This is a genomic window from Geofilum rubicundum JCM 15548, assembly GCF_000974365.1.
Lineage (GTDB): Bacteria > Bacteroidota > Bacteroidia > Bacteroidales > Marinilabiliaceae > Geofilum > Geofilum rubicundum.
Genome location: NZ_BAZW01000045.1, coordinates 15,989 through 34,613, shown reverse-complemented (window position 1 = coordinate 34,613; position 18,625 = coordinate 15,989). Strand labels below are relative to the sequence as shown.

General features: G+C 45.0%; 13 protein-coding genes and 2 tRNA genes. 7 read left to right on the top strand and 8 right to left on the bottom strand.

The genetic code is table 11. The features are described 5' to 3' along the window. The 4 genes from JCM15548_RS15660 to JCM15548_RS15645 form a co-directional block, all read left to right on the top strand. On the top strand, window positions 1-2,827 hold a 2,827-nt coding region (locus tag JCM15548_RS15660; protein ID WP_062127433.1), incomplete at its 5' end, for an efflux RND transporter permease subunit. 9 nt (window positions 2,828-2,836) lie between these two features. Next, entirely contained in the window at window positions 2,837-4,201 is a 1,365-nt protein-coding gene (locus JCM15548_RS15655; RefSeq protein WP_062127431.1) for a glycosyltransferase family 39 protein, read from the top strand. Beyond that, window positions 4,198-4,485: a hypothetical protein gene (locus JCM15548_RS15650; protein WP_062127429.1), complete on the top strand. Its 288-nt coding sequence runs from the start codon at window positions 4,198-4,200 to the stop codon at window positions 4,483-4,485. The genes JCM15548_RS15655 and JCM15548_RS15650 overlap by 4 nt, the downstream gene beginning before the upstream one ends. A gap of 164 nt (window positions 4,486-4,649) precedes the next feature. After that, window positions 4,650-6,005, top strand: coding sequence for a TolC family protein (locus JCM15548_RS15645; protein WP_062127427.1), 1,356 nt, complete (start codon window positions 4,650-4,652; stop codon window positions 6,003-6,005). Between the two features lie 117 nt (window positions 6,006-6,122). Here JCM15548_RS15645 and JCM15548_RS15640 read toward each other — a convergent pair whose 3' ends face one another. The 4 genes from JCM15548_RS15640 to JCM15548_RS15625 are packed head-to-tail and all read right to left on the bottom strand — an operon-like array spanning window position 6,123 to window position 10,275. After that, on the bottom strand, window positions 6,123-6,983 hold the full coding sequence (locus JCM15548_RS15640; protein ID WP_227625921.1) for a glycine betaine ABC transporter substrate-binding protein: 861 nt from the start codon (window positions 6,981-6,983) through the stop codon (window positions 6,123-6,125). Window positions 6,984-7,000: 17 nt separating this feature from the next. Then, window positions 7,001-7,864, bottom strand: a complete 864-nt coding sequence (locus JCM15548_RS15635; protein ID WP_062127425.1) for an ABC transporter permease — start codon at window positions 7,862-7,864, stop codon at window positions 7,001-7,003. Beyond that, the gene (locus tag JCM15548_RS15630; protein WP_062127437.1) at window positions 7,852-9,114 is read right to left on the bottom strand and encodes a quaternary amine ABC transporter ATP-binding protein; all 1,263 of its coding nucleotides are present in this window, start codon (window positions 9,112-9,114) and stop codon (window positions 7,852-7,854) included. Before JCM15548_RS15630 ends, JCM15548_RS15635 begins: the two co-directional genes overlap by 13 nt. Before the next feature lie 27 nt (window positions 9,115-9,141). Next, the gene (locus JCM15548_RS15625; RefSeq protein ID WP_062127423.1) at window positions 9,142-10,275 is read right to left on the bottom strand and encodes a putative porin; all 1,134 of its coding nucleotides are present in this window, start codon (window positions 10,273-10,275) and stop codon (window positions 9,142-9,144) included. Between the two features lie 380 nt (window positions 10,276-10,655). Between JCM15548_RS15625 and JCM15548_RS15620 the strand changes: the two genes are divergently transcribed. Continuing rightward, window positions 10,656-11,612: an energy transducer TonB gene (locus JCM15548_RS15620; protein ID WP_162198263.1), complete on the top strand. Its 957-nt coding sequence runs from the start codon at window positions 10,656-10,658 to the stop codon at window positions 11,610-11,612. Window positions 11,613-11,667: 55 nt separating this feature from the next. Here JCM15548_RS15620 and JCM15548_RS24415 read toward each other — a convergent pair whose 3' ends face one another. The 4 genes from JCM15548_RS24415 to JCM15548_RS15605 all read right to left on the bottom strand — a co-directional run bounded on the left by JCM15548_RS24415 (window position 11,668) and on the right by JCM15548_RS15605 (window position 18,117). After that, window positions 11,668-12,651: a RagB/SusD family nutrient uptake outer membrane protein gene (locus JCM15548_RS24415; protein ID WP_227625920.1), complete on the bottom strand. Its 984-nt coding sequence runs from the start codon at window positions 12,649-12,651 to the stop codon at window positions 11,668-11,670. An 11-nt stretch (window positions 12,652-12,662) separates the two neighbouring features. Beyond that, window positions 12,663-13,673: a RagB/SusD family nutrient uptake outer membrane protein gene (locus tag JCM15548_RS24410; RefSeq protein WP_227625919.1), complete on the bottom strand. Its 1,011-nt coding sequence runs from the start codon at window positions 13,671-13,673 to the stop codon at window positions 12,663-12,665. A 25-nt stretch (window positions 13,674-13,698) separates the two neighbouring features. Beyond that, on the bottom strand, window positions 13,699-16,770 hold the full coding sequence (locus JCM15548_RS15610; protein ID WP_062127419.1) for a SusC/RagA family TonB-linked outer membrane protein: 3,072 nt from the start codon (window positions 16,768-16,770) through the stop codon (window positions 13,699-13,701). Window positions 16,771-17,235: 465 nt separating this feature from the next. Continuing rightward, window positions 17,236-18,117, bottom strand: coding sequence for a tetratricopeptide repeat protein (locus JCM15548_RS15605; protein WP_062127417.1), 882 nt, complete (start codon window positions 18,115-18,117; stop codon window positions 17,236-17,238). Between the two features lie 316 nt (window positions 18,118-18,433). Here JCM15548_RS15605 and JCM15548_RS15600 point away from each other — a divergent pair. Together JCM15548_RS15600 and JCM15548_RS15595 are read left to right on the top strand one after the other, a co-directional pair. Beyond that, window positions 18,434-18,506, top strand: a tRNA-Trp gene (locus JCM15548_RS15600). A gap of 14 nt (window positions 18,507-18,520) precedes the next feature. Beyond that, window positions 18,521-18,608: transfer RNA gene (locus JCM15548_RS15595), tRNA-Ser, on the top strand. Window positions 18,609-18,625: the final 17 nt, after the last annotated feature.

The window sequence follows — 18,625 nt, the reverse complement described above, 5'->3', positions numbered from 1 at the left end:
TAAACTGGACCATATCCAGTCGGAAAGTTTCGACGGCAGGGCCCTTCTGAATTTACGATTTGCCTATGGCGCCGATGTGAATTATGCTTTTATTGATGTGAACGAAAAGACGGATGAGGCCTTGCGCAGCCAGCCTGCCGATATGGAACGCCCGGCCATTATCAAGGCTTCGGCTTCGGATTTGCCGGTGTTTTACGTCAATATTTGGATGGACGATAAGGATCCGGTGAATTTTATGGCCTTGAGTGATTTGACCCGCTCGGTGCTCATTAAGCGTTTGGAGCAATTGCCGGAGATTGCCATGGTGGATGTAACTGGGCACCTGGAGCCGGAGCTTTACATCCAACCCGACGATCATTTGCTCCGCTCCCTGGGGATTACGCATGGCCTTATTGAGGAGGCTCTGCAGAAGAACAATTTGTCGATGGGCTCTATTTCGGTGGCTGATGGACAGTACCGCTTTAATATTCGCTTCAGCAACCACCTGCGCACGGTGGAAGATGTCAAAAACATACGTTTGCGGGTGGGCGACCGGATGATGAAGCTGGAAGATTTGGCAGAGGTGCAACTGCGCCCCAAAAAACAGGAGGGTGTCTTTCTGCACAACGGCATTCCGGCGCTTTCATTGGCCGTGATCAAACAGGCCGATGCCCGCATGGATGAGTTGAAGGAAAAGACAGAAAGTCTGCTGGATCATTTCAAAAACAACTATGAAGGGGTGCATTTTGAAATAGTCAGGGACCAGACCGCCATTTTGGACTATTCCATCCGTAATTTGCAAACCAACCTGATTTTTGGGGGCCTGCTGGCTTTTATCATTCTTTTCTTTTTCCTTCGCGATGCGCGCTCTCCCTGGCTGATTGGTATTTCTGTTCCGGTTTCGCTGGTGGTGAGTTTGCTGTTTTTTCACCTGACAGGCCTCTCCATCAACATCATTTCGTTGTCGGGACTCATACTGGGTATCGGGATGATCATTGATAATTCCATTATTGTGATTGATAACATCACCCATTACCGCGAAAAGGGTGACGATCTGGCCACGGCCTGTGTCCGGGGCACCAACGAGGTGATTCGCCCGCTCATTTCTTCGGTACTGACCACCTGTGCGGTATTTGTGCCGCTGGTTTTTATCAGCGGCATGGCCGGGGCCTTATTTTATGATCAGGCGATGGCTGTGGGCATCGGACTGGTGGCTTCTCTTTTGGTTTCCATCACGCTGATTCCGGTTTTGTACCATTTGTTCCATCCTGCGGGACCACAAGTGGAACATCACAAGGGAAAAGTGACGCGGATGCTGGAGCGCATCAATCTTTTTAAGACGGAAGATTTGTATGAACGGGGCTTTGACCGCGTGTTTCGCCACCGCCGGCTGTTTTTTATAGCGTTCCTGGGCTTACTTCTTCCCGGCTTGTTTCTGGGATGGAATATGAAAAAGGAGCAATTCCCGACCTTTACGCATGACGATGTTTTTTTGGAGCTGGACTGGAATGCGGGGATTCATATTGAGGAGAATATCCGACGGGTGAATTTGCTGAAACAGGTGGCAGCCGATTATGCCGAGTTTAGCAACAGTTATACCGGCTCACAGAATTTTGTGCTGCATAAGGATATGGACCAGTCGGTTTCGGAAGCCAGCTTGTATTTCAAATGTGCCACACCCGCCGGGGTAACTGAACTCAAGGAACATCTTTCGGCCTATCTTACGGAGCAGTGGCCGGAGGCCCTGTGGTCCTTTTCATGGCCCGAGACGGTATTCGAAAAGCTGTTCAGCAACGAGGAGGCAGAACTGGTGCTGCACTTGAGCGACCAGAGTCCGGAAGGCATCCCGGACTTGTCCAGGTCGGGGGAGATGGTGGCGGCTTTGAAGATGAAATTCCCCCATTCGGATCTTTTTCCTCCTGCTTCAGAAGACTATGCGGAGTTACGGGTTCGCACGGAAATGATGACGCTCTATGATGTAGATTATCAAGTCTTAATCAACCGCCTGCGCTCATCGCTAAACGCCTGGCATGTGGGCGTGCTGCACACCGGCTCCCAATACGTGCCCATGGTCATCGGCCACACCCCCATTCCGGTCAACCGTCTGCTGGATGAGATCAAGGTCATGAACCGGACCCAGGTGGAAATTCCGGTCAGTGCCCTACTCTACAAAGTAGATATAAAAGATTACAAGGTGCTGCATGGTGGCAGCGGTGGCGTTTTTGTCCCCATTAACATCGAGCAAAAGCCGGAAGGCGCCATGAGCGAAGTGATGAATGAAATCAGCCACCTGCTCTTTACGCAGTTCAATACCGATGTAAGTTTCTCAGGCAGCTGGTTCGAGTCCCGCAAAATGGTGACCGATCTGGCCATCATCCTGCTGATTTCCCTGGTCCTGCTCTATTTCATTCTGGCCGCCCAGTTCGAGTCGCTGCGTCAGCCCGTCATTCTTTTACTGGAGGTACCTCTGGATGTGTCAGGCGCTCTATTCCTCTTATGGCTCTTCGGGGGAAGCATCAATGTGATGGCCATGATTGGGATTGTGGTAATGAGCGGTATTGTGGTCAATGATTCCATCCTAAAAGTGGATACCATCAACCGGCTTTACCGGTCGGGCATGCCCCTGGTGGCCGCCATCAAAGAGGGCGGACACCGACGACTCAAACCCATCATCATGACCAGTGTGACCACCATCCTGGCTTTGTTACCGGTGCTTTGGGGCACCGGCATGGGCAGTGAGCTGCAACGACCTTTGGCACTGACCGTTATCGGGGGCATGGTCTTGGGCACTTTCGTCAGCCTTTACTTCATTCCCCTTTGCTATTATTTTTTGTACCGCAAGGCTTAATTTTTTGATATGAAAAAACTTATAAAACTCAACATTAATAATGCAAAAGATTTTTTGCGCGCATATGGAATCTTCCTCTTAATAATAGCATTAGGATTACAGCTGAAGTTTCATTCAATTGAATCAAAGTACTTCTGGTATGACGAAATTGAAACAATTATGCATACTTCTGGAATTCCTGACAAAAATTATGACGCACAATTTGCTCTGAATGAAGTTAAAAACATTGATTTCTATCAAGATAAATTGCGTCTAAATACACAGGATTATTCCATGTATTCACAAATAACGGGTGTGTTTTCAATGCCGCAGTTAACTCCGCTTCATCCACTTTTACTAATTTTTTGGAGTAAAATTGTCGGTGATGAATTTGTCCATTATCGCCTGTTTAACACCTTTCTCTTTTTCCTACTTCTACCATTTCTTTTTCTTCTCTGCAAAACACTTTTTAAATCAAACGAGTCTGGCTGGATTGCTCTAAGCTTAATTGCAGTATCTCCTTTTTTTGACATTTATACCAAGGAAGCCAGATATGTCATTTTATGGACCTTCTTCATCATTTTAAACAGCTATTTCTTTTTAAAGGCTTATGAAAATAATAAGAAGATTTGGTGGTGGTGCTACTCAGTCAGTGGAATTTTGTTAATGTATGCTTCGCTTTTAAGCGGACTTTTAATTTTAAGTCAATTAATTGTTGTCGCAATTGTCTTTAAGAGGTATTATACGCCCTTTTTCCTCTCAATACTGATTATAACAATTGCTTATCTCCCGTGGATGATCAATATTGGTATTCACATTGAGGAGATATTTCAGTCGCTGCAATGGCACAAAAGCGGACAATCATCTAGTTTCTACACGCCTTTTATTGGGCAATTTATTGGATTTGCTCACGTTTTTATTTCATTTGAGAATGTTATTTGGAGCTATGTTCACATATTTTTGACCCCTGGGGGCTTCCGCTTTACCTTCGATCTAGTTTTAGCAGGTATTATGATTATATTAATCCTGATTTCATTTATAAACATGCTTAAAAATGGGCGCCATGTTGCACGAGGCATTGTATTGTCTCTAATAATTGTTCCCCTTACCACCTTTTGGTTATATGATTTAATTTTTGTTGGTAGAATCTCTTTCTTGTGGAGATATCAAGTGGTCGCTTTTATAGGAATATTACTGGTTGTGACCCACTTCTTACATTATTTATATACTACAAAAAATAAATTATTCAAGGTGATTTTTATAGTGCTATCTCTATTTGGAATTTTCTCCATTTACATTGTCTCACTTAATAAATGTTACACTACTTTAGGAAGTTGCAACGGCTGGGATAATTTTAATATTGCTGAACGGATTTCTCATTCAACCGGCCATTGATCATTACTGATCTTTCGTTTTGGGGAGGTGCTGGTGGGACACTGGAAGTTTTATCCAATTGCAAGTCTTCAAAAGCTCAAGTATTGTACACTTTGCCTGGAACTTTAAACGTTAAAAATGAAATTCCTTTAGGGGATTACTCTGATGTGTATTTAATTCATGCTTCGAAAGAACTCATCAAAGACATTGAATATCAGTTCGGAGATGGCAACCTCTTGCATTTAGGAGGTGAAATTTGGAGCCTTGTGCGTTCTCATGATGAAGTCCTTAATAATCAAAATTAATTTTACAACAAATACCTATGAAAAGAGCCACCATAATCTTACTCCTCCTCGTACTGCATCAACTCGCTTGTTTCTCGCAGGGGACCATACGCCTCACTTTAAATGATGCTCTTAAACTGGCACAGGAACAATCTTTACAAACTTTCCTGAATAAACACTATTACATGGCTGATTACTGGGCTTATCGAAGCTTTAAAGCCGATCTATTACCATCTGTTAATTTACAGGCCACTCCACTGGCCTACTCCAATGCTTCGCAATTAAGATACAATTCGGAAAATCAATCTGATGAATTTATAAGAACTGAGAACCTGCATTCTGCACTCAATCTTAATGTTTCGCAGAAAGTTGCAGCTACCGGCGGTACTTTTTTTGTACAATCGGAGCTTGGGCGCATTGAAAATTATGGTATAAATGACTATACCCAATACTCATCACGGCCATTCAGGATAGGATACCAACAAGATCTATTTGGATTCAATGCCATGAAATGGCAGCGTAAAATAGAACCACTCCTCTTTGAGAAGGCTAAACAGGAATATCTTCTTTCAACAGAAAATATGCATATAACAACCATCAATTATTTTTTTGGATTAGTTAGTGCCTATATACAAATGGAAATGGCTCAAACCAACATTAAAAATACCGAGAATCTGCTGGAAGTAGCTCACAGAAGATTCGAACTTGGGACGGTTTCGCGGGAAGAACTGCTGGATCTCCGTCTCTCAAATAATAATGCTCAGATCAACCTGCAACAGGCTGGTCTGAACTTCCGTGAAGCGAAGGAAAACCTGCTAAACTTCCTTATGCTTCCGGTTGATACGGAATTGGAAACCGTTATTCCTGAGAATACACCGGTTACTGAAGTGGATGTGCAACTTGTTTTAGAAAAAGCAATTGATAACAACCCTGAAATATTACAACTTGAACAAAACATTCTGGAAAGCCAACGCAATGTTGAACAGGCAAATAAGGCCAGACATTTTCAGGCTGGTGTGGATGTATCTTACGGTATCAGCAAGGACGATGGTAATTACTTGGAGAGTGGTCAACTAAAAGATGTTTACAGTCCTGAATTTGAAGATTACCAACAATTATCCTTAGGAATCAACATTCCCATTCTTGACTGGGGGAGAAAAAAAGGCCAATATGAAATGGCCAAATCACGCCATGAAATTGTCCAGGTAGCTGGCCGACAATCACTGCAACAGTTTAAGCAAAATGCGGTAACCCGTGCCATCGCTTTTAACATTCAGAAATCCCGGGTAGAATCGGCCGCCCTGTCTGATACCCTGGCCAACGAAAGTTATGAATTAACGATGACCAGATTCAGTGCCGGACAAGCGGATGTATTAAGACTTACGTCCTCACAAAACGCAAAAGACAATGCTCGCTTACAATACATAAATGCCTTGGCGAATTATTGGAACTATTACTTTATACTGCGACAATTAACTTTATTTGATTTCGAAAGTAACAATAATATCGAATTTGATGAAGATAAGGTCTTGGGTTTATAAGAATTAGTGCCTGTATTTTGTAGTGGGAACCTGCAAAAATTCATAACAATAAAGCCGTCTGCCCTCAAGGGGCAGACGGCTTTATTAATGTAGTTACTTGAACCGGTTTGTTTCAGCTTATTTCCAGCTATCCACCAATTCTTTGTTTTCCTGGTACCACTTTTCAGCACCGGCTTCTTCACCATTGTTGTCAATGGCTTCAAGCAGCGCATACAATTGGCTTTCGGTCAGGTTGAAGTTTTTGAAAAATTGGGCCGCTTTGGGCTTATCCTCTTCAAAACCTTTGCGGGAAACGATGCCACAAACATCTTTTGGGAAGATGCCTTGGGGATCTTCCAGATATTTCAGGTCGTAATTGACCCACTTGTAGTGAGGTTTCCAGCCGGTGATAACGATCCATTCCTTGTTTCTGGCTGCTTTTTGAAGGCTGGCTACCATGGCGGGACCACTTGAGGTGATTTGTTCAAAATCAAGGTTGTAAGCGTCGATGGCTTTGAGGGTGTTGGCGTGGATGCCGGCACCACTGCCAATACCGATAATCTCACCATCAAACTTTTCTTTGTTGGCGTTCAGCTCTTCTATGGAATTGATGTCCACATAGCTGGGTACAACCAGACCGGTGGTGCCATTGCTGAATGATTCGCCCAGCTGAACCAGTTGGTCGCCATAATCGGCCCAGTAGTCCGCATGTGTATTGGGTAACCATGCATCCATGAAAACATCTCCTTTTGAGTTTTCTTTGGACAACTCACCATATATCAAACCAGGCTCGAGGTTGATCAGTTCCACTTCAAAACTGTCTGCTTCCAGCGCTGCTTTTGCCAGATGCGTAAAGGCAATACCTTCCGCCCAGTTGGGGTAGAGGATGGTTACTTTTTTTGAGTCATCTGTTTTCTTTTGGTTGCAGGATACAACCGTTAATACCATAACGGCTACTAAAAGCAAGCCGCTCATTTTTTTAAGATTTACATTCATCATTTTCATCATTTTAAAATTTATTTTTTGCTTCCTATTGATTGTGTAATTCTATCCAGAATAATGGCCAGTATAACGATGCCCAGACCCGATTCGAAGCCTTTGGCGATGTCGTTTTGCTGAATGCCCTGGTAGACAATGCTTCCCAGTCCTTTTGCCCCTACCATAGAGGCAATCACCACCATGGACAGTGACAACAGGATAACCTGATTAACACCGGCCAATATGGTTGGCATGGCCAGGGGCAGCTGGATTTTGTAGAGAATCTGCTTTTCGGTGGCGCCAAAGGCGTAACCGGCTTCAACGACATCCGGGGGCACGCTGTGTATCCCCAATTTTGTCAGTCGCACCGCCGGCGGCAATGAAAATATCACGGTGGCGATGACGCCGGGCGAATTGCCCACACTGAAAAAGAAGATGGCCGGTATCAGATAAACGAAGGCCGGCATGGTCTGCATAAAGTCCAGAATGGGCCTGATAACTGTATCTGCTATGTGGCTTCTTGCCGTCCAGATACCTATGGGGATGCCAAAAATCAAGGCGATGACGGAGGATACCAATACCAGAGTGGTGGTTTGTATGGTTTCTTTCCAATACCCCATTAAATAAATCAGGACAAAACCCAAAATGGTGAAGCTGGCAATGCCAATTCCTTTTTTGAATCCCTCTCTGGTGAAGCTTTTCTTGCCGGCACTGAGGTAGTAACCCAGCAAGGCGATCAGCGTAATGATTATCCAAAAAGGGATGGCCAGCAGTCCGTCATTCATGCTCTCAACGGTCCAGGAAATGCCATCATCTATGGCAGACCACAAGAACGAAAGATGGCTTTCAAGCGCATTAATCCCTTTTTCAATGTATGTTCCCAGGTCGATTATTTTGTCCATTTGAAAAATTCTTTAGCTTGTTCCTGTAAATCACTGATCTCGTTTTTATCGTATTTGGTGGCCTCAATGATGATGGACGTTTGTGTGACGATGCCTTGCAGTCGCCCATCCTTTTCATCTACCACGGCGAGTGGTGACTTTTTGCCGGATATTAATGGCAGCATGTCTTCCACGGTGTAGTCTTTATGAATACTGGAGACTTCAGTTCGGATGGCATCATCAATTTTCTGCGTTTTGTTTTTGGCCAGGTCGATTAAATCGTTCAGCCATACAAAGCCCAGAAATTTCCTGTTTTTGTCCACCACCGGCAGCACATCCACCGAGGCCGTACGCATTTTGCGGATGGCAACCTCGGGTCCATCTTTGCCATACTGGACAAGCGTTGGTTTTTCAAACATTAAGGAACCGGCCGTAATGATGGTTTTGCGGTCCACCTTCTGCACAAAGGCTTCAACGTATTCACTGGCGGGGTTGGTCATTATTTCCTCAGCATTGCCAATCTGTTCAATGATACCATCCTTCATGATGACGATCCGGTCGCCCAACTTAATGGCTTCGTCCAAATCGTGGGTGATGAAGACAATGGTTTTGTGAACTTTTTCCTGGATGGCCAGCAATTCTTCCTGCATATCGGATTTGATGAGCGGGTCGAGTGCCGAAAAGGCTTCATCCATTAACAAGACTTCGGGATCGTTGGCCAATGCTCTGGCCAGACCCACCCGCTGCTGCATACCGCCCGACAACTCGGCCGGGTATTGGTGCTCATACCCCTGAAGACCCACCGTCTCGAGTGCTGTTTGCGCCCTTTGCAGCCGATCTTCTTTGGCTTCACCTCTGATTTCCAGTCCAAAAGCCGCATTCTCCAAAATGGTGCGATGGGGCAATAGGCCAAAGTTTTGAAAAACCATACTCATTTCAGTACGGCGCGTTTCCAAAAGCTCTCGGTTGGTTTCTTTGGTGATGTCGTGACCGTTTAACAACACCTGACCATCGGTGGGCTTGCGCAGGCGGTTGAGACAACGGATCAAGGTGGATTTACCACTGCCTGAGAGTCCCATGACCACAAAAATCTCCCCTTCGTAAACGTCAAAATTGGCCGTGTTAACGCCAATGGTGCACTTGGTTTTTTCGAGGATGTCCGACTTGGAATGCCCGGCTTTGAGCATCTTAAGCGCCTGTTCTTTATTTTTTCCAAAGATCAAAGTCAAATCTTTGACTTTGATCTTTACTTTTCTGCTTTCTTCTTCCATATACATTTTATAAGGTACTACCCATTATTAAAAGTAGTAGCCAATGTTGATGTTGAAACGGTTTTCCCATTCTGCATCAGCGCTGCCTTCTGCCAGTCCGTTGGTCCAGGTGTCTGCCCCCAGCCAGGCATTGTTTTTACCCATGGCATAGTCCACATAGGTATAGATGCTTCCGGCAGTGATTAACATACCGGGTACCAGATGCTGGGTGGGTTCAAAACCGGCCGCAGCTTTGTTGATGACCGAGTAATCGACATAGGTCTGTATATTGGAAATGGGCCCCCATTCAACAGGGATGGAGTAGGCCAGTCCGGCCACCACCATATTGGCCTCCGCCGCTACATTGTAATTGTAGGCATAGGCACCCATTTGGATTTTGTCAAGCGTGTTGCCACTATTGTCTTTGGCCGCATAGTTGTAGTAAACGTACTCACCTTTGAAGTTGAAATTTCCAACGTTGGCCACCAGATGGCCGGCAAAAGCCGTGGACATTTCACTTTCTTCCAATACTTCATTGTAAATGCCACCAAATTGTCCGGAGACCCCCACTTCCACGCTTTCTGAAAGCTGGTAGGCGGCACGCAGATTGAATTGATTGAGTTCACGAATGGCGGCTTCGTCACTAGGGGTAATGTCATAGGAATAGCGCGAAGCATTGGCGTCTAAATCAGAACTGGCGCCCCCGTTAAATTCCGGCTGACGGAAATAGGCCACATTCAGCTCCAGCTTATCAATTCCGGTATAATCAAATTTGATCCCCATGTCGTAATCATCTTCCAGACCCACATAATAGGGAATTTGGAACCACCAGGAGTGGGAGGCATACTTGGTAATGCCGAAGGGAACCTGGCTGACACCCAGTTTCATGTAAAGATCATCTGTGAAGCCATAGCCCAGGTAACCATGGTGCAGGAAGTGGGAATTGCCTGATGTGGGGTAGAAGCGGTATTCAAAACTAAGATCAATCCCCGCCGTGCGGGCATCTACATTCAGCCGCCAGGTATCCAGCGTGGCTTCCGGCTGGGTGGCATCGTCCACCCAGCTTTTATCGAATATGTTAAAGCGAAGTGCGCCTCCAAATTTAACATAGTCCTCTTTTTGCGCTGTGGCGTTAAGGGAGGCTAAAATAAAAATCAGTAGTAAACTTCTTTTTACGTTCATATTTATCATTTTTAGTTAATAGAATACAGGAGTAGATTTTAACAAAAAATACCATTTTTTTGCTAAAATGTTGTTAGGAAAGGAAATATTTCAGAAAAGGAAAGTGTTCAAATAAGTGTAGGAGGCACGTACCTTCCCGATTGAACTTTTAATATCAGGTAGAAACGGTTGATGAAGTGATGGGTACTTTGCTTTTGTATGTTTTGCATAACGGGCTGCAAAACTATAAGGAATATATCACAAAAGGAAATTGTCCCTCATGTTTTTTGTATATTCGTACCATTCATTCATATTAACCCTTTATTTTTTAATTTATGGCAGCCCTGGCAACCCGCTTCAAAAACCAAGCAAAAAAACGGATCTTTTTAGTAAGCCTTTTAATGTTGTCCTTCATCGCTTTGGAAGGTCAGAAGGTCGAGACTTTTTATAACTACAAGTGGGAGGAATGTGAACCCAAGGAAGCGAGATTCTATGCGCTGAGTAATAAAACAGACTCGGGGTACGTGCGGGAAGTGTATTTTGTCAACGAAAGGCAATTGTACAATCGCGGGTTATTTTCAGATCCCTGGTTTGAATTTAAGAAAGGTTATTTTGCCACTTTTTATGCCAACGGGGCTTTTGAATCATTTGGCAAATACCGAGGAAACAAAAAGGATGGTCTGTGGTTAAGTGGTCATTACAATGGAATGTTGAGTGATTCCACCGTTTATTCAAATGGAAACCCCGTTGGGGTAAGTCTCTCATGGTACCCCAATGGCTTTCTTCGCGATTCTCTTGTTTTCGAAGCAGATGGCAGCGGAATTCATGTTTCATGGTTTGATAACGGAAGCTTGTCGGCAGTAGGCCGGTATTCGGAGGATTCAAAGCAACATGGCAGGTGGAAATACTATCACCGGAATGGCCATTTGAGTTCCATCGAGTTGTACAATCATTCGGTATTGCTGGAAAAACAATACTACGATGAGAATGGGATGGCCTTGAACGATACCACGAGCAGGGATCGGGAGGCCTTTTATGAAGGTGGTCCGTCAGCCTATAACAGAAAGGTTTCCAATTATCTTGTTTATCCGCCAGGTCAATATATTGAAAATTCTGAAGTGGCTTCTGTTGTGGTGACACTTACGGTGGATGAAGAGGGACATGTTGTGGAACCTGTTATCCGTGTCCCCTTTGAAGATGCCTTTAATAAAGCAGTCTTGCGGGCTGTCAGGAACTCTCCCGAATGGCAACCGGCCATTGAGCACAATCGGCGCGTGAGATCTGAATACACGCATTCCTTTCGTTTTTATAATACCAAGGAAGCTTTAGAGGAAGATAATGAAAATGACGCAGAATAAAACAGGCGGCCCAAAAGGCCGCCTGCTTAGGTATTGAGTTGGGGGTTATAGACGGTTAGTATCCTGCATTTTGCCAGAATCCTGTTCCTTCAGTTTCACTTTCGTTGGTAATGGCATCAAATTGTGCCTGTGGAATGGGGCGCAATAAGTGATTGCTTGTTACCTGACCGGATGCCTGTGCGTTGTAGGCTTTTACGCGATCAACCAAAGTGCGTGTACGCTTCAGGTCGAACCAGCGCTGCTGCTCACCGCAAAGTTCAATGGCCCGTTCATCCAAAATGGTTTCCAGAGTTACAGCTCCGGTCAGTTTGTTGGCTTCTTCCATGCCCGGAATGGCCCGAACTTCACGCAACTCGTTGAGCGTGGCCAAGGCATCCCCACCTGTATGAAGCTGACACTCCGCTTTGATCAGGTACATTTCGGCCAGACGCATGACGATGGCGTCGCGGGAAGAAATATCCGGTGTCGGATATTGCGGGTCCCAAACATCATTCTGGAATTTTTTGATGCCCGGGAAAGAACACCATCCACCCACCTTATAGGTATTGTAGCGGCTGTCTCCGTATACATCAGAAGTGGCCTTGGGCGCTTCGGTTGGCAGCGCTGTGGCCGGATTTGTGGAGGTGTATAGCGGAATGTCCCCGTTGGCCCAGAATTGAACCCTGTAGCGGTCTTTGGCCCAGGCTTGCAAGGCTTGTCCTTCAGCAGAATTTCCGTCCATGGGGGCATAGTAAATCGCCGTATCCTGAATGTTGGGATATAATTTGGCACTTCCTTCCAGACCGGGAGCGATGGTGTAAGCGTTTAGAATGGTGGCTTCCGGACGCTGATCGGTCTCGCGAATGGCTTCCAAAGATTGGAAAAGGTACAAGGAGGGCAAATAACGGGTAAAGCCCCTGCTGTAGGGTGAGTAATGCTCGGCTACCCAAACGGGCTCTCCTGTAACGCTGTGTGTGACGTAAAAGGTGCTTTCGCCTAAGGCTCGAACAAAGATTTCCTTGCCATTTCCGCCCAGATCTGAAGCACCGTTGTTCCACATGCCCACAAACATCAGAACCATTGCACTACCACCGCGGCCGTAACCGGTACGGGTAATAAGTCCGTTGTAATCCAGTGGATCACCGGTATTGCTTTTGCGATAGCGTTTGGGGATGGTATTGGCCGGACCAGAAACATCGGGCGAATAGGTGACGCCCCAAATGCTTCCTGGTTGGAACGGATGTCCTCGTTGGCCATGGTCCAGGTGTCGGCATAATTCTCATAGAAATTCGCTACGCCACTGCCAATTACCGCATCCACCTCAGCTTGCGCCAGTGCATAAAGATTCCCGCTGTAGTCGCCACTAAGGCTCGATTCGCCCAGCCAGGAGGCAGCGTAAAGCAATACCCTTGCCTTGAAGGCGCGGGCCGCCCACAAATGAGCACGGCCATCTTCTTTGGTTTCATAGCCTGCCGCTCCGAACAATCGAATGGCTTCGTCGAGGTCGGCCAGCATATTGCTGTAAATCACTTCTTCAGAGACCCTTTCAGGGGCATAGAGAATTTCAGATTGTGGTTGGTCATTGTAGGGAATTGGTCCCCAAATATTGACCATGTGCCAATAGTAGAAAGCACGCATGAAAAGGGCTTCCGCCATAAACTGGTCCTTTTTCGAATCACTGATAAATTCGTTCTGTGGGACATAATGCAAAGCCCTGTTACAGACATCCACTGCACTGTAGAACAGCTCCCAGTATTGGTCCAGAGAAGCATTGTCGGACGTGTTGCCATCCAGACTTTCAGCGGTAATGTTGTAAGAGTTGAGCGATTTCTGCTTGTTGTCGTAACCGTAATAGAAGAGATCGGTGCCCATTTCAGAAAGTCCCAATCCCGCTTCTTTTCCATACCACCCTCTGGCAAAAGAGTAGGTGTTGGCCACCAGGCCTTCAATTCCGGACGCTGTTGAAAACGCCAGTTCCGGTGCTGCGCCTACTTTCACTTCTTCCTCCAGATAATCCGAGCAAGAGGAAGCGGCCAGAACCAGGGCGGACGCTGCTATAGATATAATTATTTTCTTCATCATTTTTAATGCTTTTAGTGGTTTTTATTTAAAACTGCACGCTGAGGCCAAATACCATTTGCTTGGCTAACGGGAAGTTGATAGAACCGCCCCGCTCAGGGTCATAATTGTCGATATCGCTGAAAGTGAAATAGTTCTTTAGAGAACCATAAACTCTGACACTGGTTAAACCAATGTTGCCAATCACATTGGTCGGAAGGCTATAGCCCAGGGTAACATCTCTGATTTTTACATAATTGGCCTTTTCATACAGGAGGGAAGAACCATAATTGGCATGCGTGGAGCTTTCGGTTCCCGGGTTGGGAAATTTAGCGTCTTTGTTGTCGAGTGTCCAATAGTCCAGGTCGCCCCAGTTGGCCGACTCGAAATTGAGCTGAGAATTCATGCCATATTCAATGTAGCCACCTAAGCGCGCATAAACCAAAACCGAAAGGTCGAAATCACCGATGGTAACATTGTTATTCATACCCAGAATGTGCTTGGGAGAACGGTTGTAGGTGATTTTGTCCTCATCATCCAGCTGGCCATCATTGTTGCGGTCAATAATTTTGATGCTGCCTGGCATTCCATAATTAGAAATGTAATTAGACGTAAAATCGGGGTTTTCGTCCTGCATGGCTGCAAGATATGCATCAAATTCACCCACGTCCCAGTTGCCATCTGCTTCGTAATCGTAGAATACACTGACGGGTTCACCTACAATGTGTGCCTCGCGGCCAAACTGGTTTTTGGTAAGTCCCTCACCAATAGCTACCACCTCATCGGTAAAGGTGCTGTACGACCAGTTAATGTTGTAAGTAATAAAACTGTTGCGGACAACGGCTGTATTCAGGCCAATTTCTAAACCTGTGGCCTTGGTCTCTCCAATATTGTCAATGATGCTCGGATAAGTTTCGGAAGGCGGGGCACTCTTAAAGTAAAGCAAATCATAAGTATTACTGCTCCACACATCAATATTACCAGAGATCCGGTTGTTGGCAAAGCCAAAATCGACACCCAGGTTGATCGCCTCTGTGGTTTCCCATTTCAACTGGTCATTGCCATAATTATCCGGAATATTGAAAGCAATGTCTCGGCCATCAATGAAATAATAAGATTGTCTGGTACTTAATGTCCCAAGCGTTTGATAAGGCTCAATGGCTGAGTTTCCTGTAATACCCCAGGATGCCCTGAGTTTCAGATTGGTCATCATGCCACGTGTGCCTTCCATGAAACTTTCTTCAGAAACGCGCCATGCTCCTGAAACAGAAGGGAAGGAACTCCATTTGTTATCTGATGCCAGAGGAGATGATCCATCTGCCCGCATGGACACGGTCAATAGGTATTTATTGTCCAACTGATAATTGACACGTCCAAAATAGGAAATGTGATTGATCTTTTCCCAATCACTGGTAGGAGGGGTTAACTGGGCAATTTTAGTGAGGTCGTAGAACGTGCTGTTGTAATAATGTTCCGGACCAGCATCACCTTGTACCATACTTTGTTCGTAAATTGTTTGATCCATACTCTGACCCAACATGGCCGTTAGAGTATGCCGGCCATTGTCAAAGTCGGTGTCGTACGTTAATACATTTTCCCAGGTGTACTTGTGGCGGGATTGGTTCTCATACGAAATATAGCTGGTTCTTTGGGTCTGCGCACGGGCCACACTCAAAAAATCCTGATAGGTTCCGCGTCGCATTTTATCGAGATCAAAACCAAAGTTCGACCTGAAAAGCAATCCTTCAAAAGGTGTAATTTCCACAAAGTAGTTACCAAACAAACGCGTACTTTCTGTATTTCGGGAATACGCACCATCCACTTCATCCAGAAGGGGGTTTACGTGGGCCGCATACCGTGGGTTGGGTGATTCTATAATCTCTCCGTCCTCAGTATAAGGATGGGCAATACTAGTCATTTTTAATGCTTGTCCAAATACACTGGCGTTGCGCGCGTCATGATCCCGGTAGGTGAGAAGCATGCTCGCGCCTGTTTTAAAATAATCGTTGACTTTATGATCAACGCTGAGTCTGCCGTTATAGCGACCCAGTTGGTCATTTTTCATCAGGCCTTCTTCAAACATGGCACCGGACGAAAGACTAAAGGTGGTGTTTTTTTCGCCACCGGTAATGGATACCTCATAGTTTTGGGTGGTTCCGTCCTGCAGAATCATGTCCAACCAGTCCGTGTAAGAATTGTTATCATAGACATCCATCTCGGAAAAATCCTCACCGCTTTCAGTCAGGACTTCTTCAACCAAAAGATTGCTGTCGCCCCAATTCCCGGAGGCTTCATCTGCCGCATAGTTGGCCCGATCTATTAAACGCTGGACTTCCTTACGGCCATACATGACCTGGGGCACATTGGTAGGCATGTTGGTGGACATAAAACTTTTGAAAGTGACATTGGAGACGCCTGCCTGACCTCTTTTGGTAGTGATGAGGATAACCCCGTTGGCCCCCCTGCTACCGTAGATGGCTGTGGAAGAAGCATCTTTCAGTACGTCCATCGATTCAATGTCCGATGGGTTAATATCCAGCGTGGAACCGTACTCAATACCATCGACCAAAATCAGTGGTGAATTGGAGGCGGTCAGTGAACGGTTACCTCTTAAGTTGATGTTGACGCCTGAACCGGCTTCACCGGAAGATTGTTGGATATCCACACCAGGAACTTTTCCCTGAATGGCTTGCATGGCGTTGCTGCTGGTCACTTTCTCAATTTCTTCAGCATCTACGGAACCTACTGATCCGGTAAGGTCTTTTCTGCGAACCACACCGTAACCAATGGCCACTACTTCATCGAGACCGACAAAATCGTTTTCAAGCACGACATCAATGGTGGTCAGGTTGCCAATGGCAACCGTTTCTTGCTGAAATCCAATGTAAGAAAAGAGAAGTGCTGAATTCTCGGGATTGGGGACTTCCAAAGAATAGACCCCATCAACGTTGGTGATGGTTCCGGTGGCTGTCCCTTGAATAACCACGTTCACGCCTGGCAGTGGGTAACCGCCAGAATCTGAAACAGTTCCGGTGACTGTTCGGGATGTTTGTGCATAAGCAAATGCGGAAACAAGAACTGCCCCGGCAATGGCAAAGCATCTGAATAGTGTTTTTCTCATGTTGATTTGAATTTTAGATTACGTGTTAAAATTTTTTAGCTGATAAATACATGTGTTTTAAATACGATACAATTATTAACAAATATTAGTAAAAGTAAGGCGCAAATAGGGAGTACACAGTAGGTGATTTATCTCCTTTTAGGAGAATTTTTATCTATTAGGAGAATTATTTATTTTGTTAAAAAAATCAAGATATGATGATGGCTAGTAGTCGTAAGCCGTGCTTACATAGATGCTTTATGCATTTTGAATAAAGCGTTTTGGGGTGAATGACAAAGAGAGGAGGGGTAGAAATGTGCAGGCAGGAAACGCTTGCATTTCGTCCCAATAACAAAATGAAGCAGTGATTTGGAGGGAATATCGTATATACGAAAAAAGCATAAACGGGCACTTGTATAAACAAAAACCTCCTTATTGAGAAAATAAGGAGGTGCGTATCATTGGTCCAATGTGATCGTTAAAAACTTACAAAGCGTTCAATTTTTTGGTCATTTGATCTACTTTGTTTTTCATTTCCAGACGAACGTAGGTGTTGATTAAATACCCAAGATATTTTTTATTCTTCGGGGCCATTTCATGCAGGGTCTCCAGCAAGTCTCTGGCAGTTCTGAAATCGGCCGATATTTTCTTCAATTCCCTTCGCAGGTAAGCATAGGTAGTGTAATTGGCATTGCGGTTATACTTTGTCATCTCACTCTGGTACCAGTTTTCTGCCTTGTTGTAATAGTAGTCCGCCTTCCAAAAAAGCGCCTGCTCGTGTTGGTCGTCTATTTCCAGAATATCATTGCAAAGCGCTAAGGCTTCTGATGTTTTATTCAGATGCGTTAAAACCGTCACTTGCTCAAACATTAAATCCGGGTTGTTTTCATGCTCAATTTTTGACCAGGTTTTGTTGGCCGCTTCGTAATTCTGCAGTCGCTGCTCCAAACGGTATATTTTTAAAAGCACCTCCTGATGATGTTCCGTATTCTCAAATTTGGAAAGATTGACCAGCCAATGGTCGTATTCTTCCCGGGTCTGACCGGTTTTTTCAAAATTGACACCACCCATAAGGATGGCCTCCTTGTCATTTATACCCTCTATGCCCTGAAAGAAAGTCGTTGATTGTTCGTAATTCTCAGCTTTGTGTGCGGCTTTACCCACAATCAGTTGTATCGTATCGTTAATGGGCAAATCGTTCTTTTCGCTCAGCAGACGCAACTTATCATACTGTAAAAGAACTTTTTCATACTGCGCTTGTTGGTAGAGTTGCGAAATATCAGATTCTATGGATACCAATTGCTTAATGGGACTACAAGCTGCAATCAGGACAATGGTGATGAGTAACAGACTTTTTATGATGCGCATTTTTTTATTTGTTTATAGGTTGAATAACTGGTACGGATAGCTTCAAAGATCGCACCAAGAATGAAAGTGTAAAAGTAGAGAGAGAACGCAGTGCAAGCAAATTTTTTCGGCTGTTTACCACTTCGCAACTTTTGTTAACAATAGTACACGTTTCACCTCCGAATTAAAAAAGGTATATGGAAGCACGAAGCCTTATCTATTTGTTGTAGAATCAGTTTGAAATATTACCTTTCTTTATTCAATGATTATTGGAAAAATGTGCGCTAAACATGACTGAGAATAGTTTTAAATTTCTATTTTTGCAGCACCAATAAATACGGGTGTAGCTCAGTTGGTAGAGCACTGGTCTCCAAAACCAGGTGTCGGGAGTTCGAGTCTCTCCTCCCGTGCTTTTATTGAGAAAGGAGAGTTGGCCGAGTGGTCGAAGGCGCACGCCTGGAAAGTGTGTAAACCTCACAAGGGTTTCGAGGGTTCGAATCCCTCACTCTCCGCAAAAAAAATGGTCATT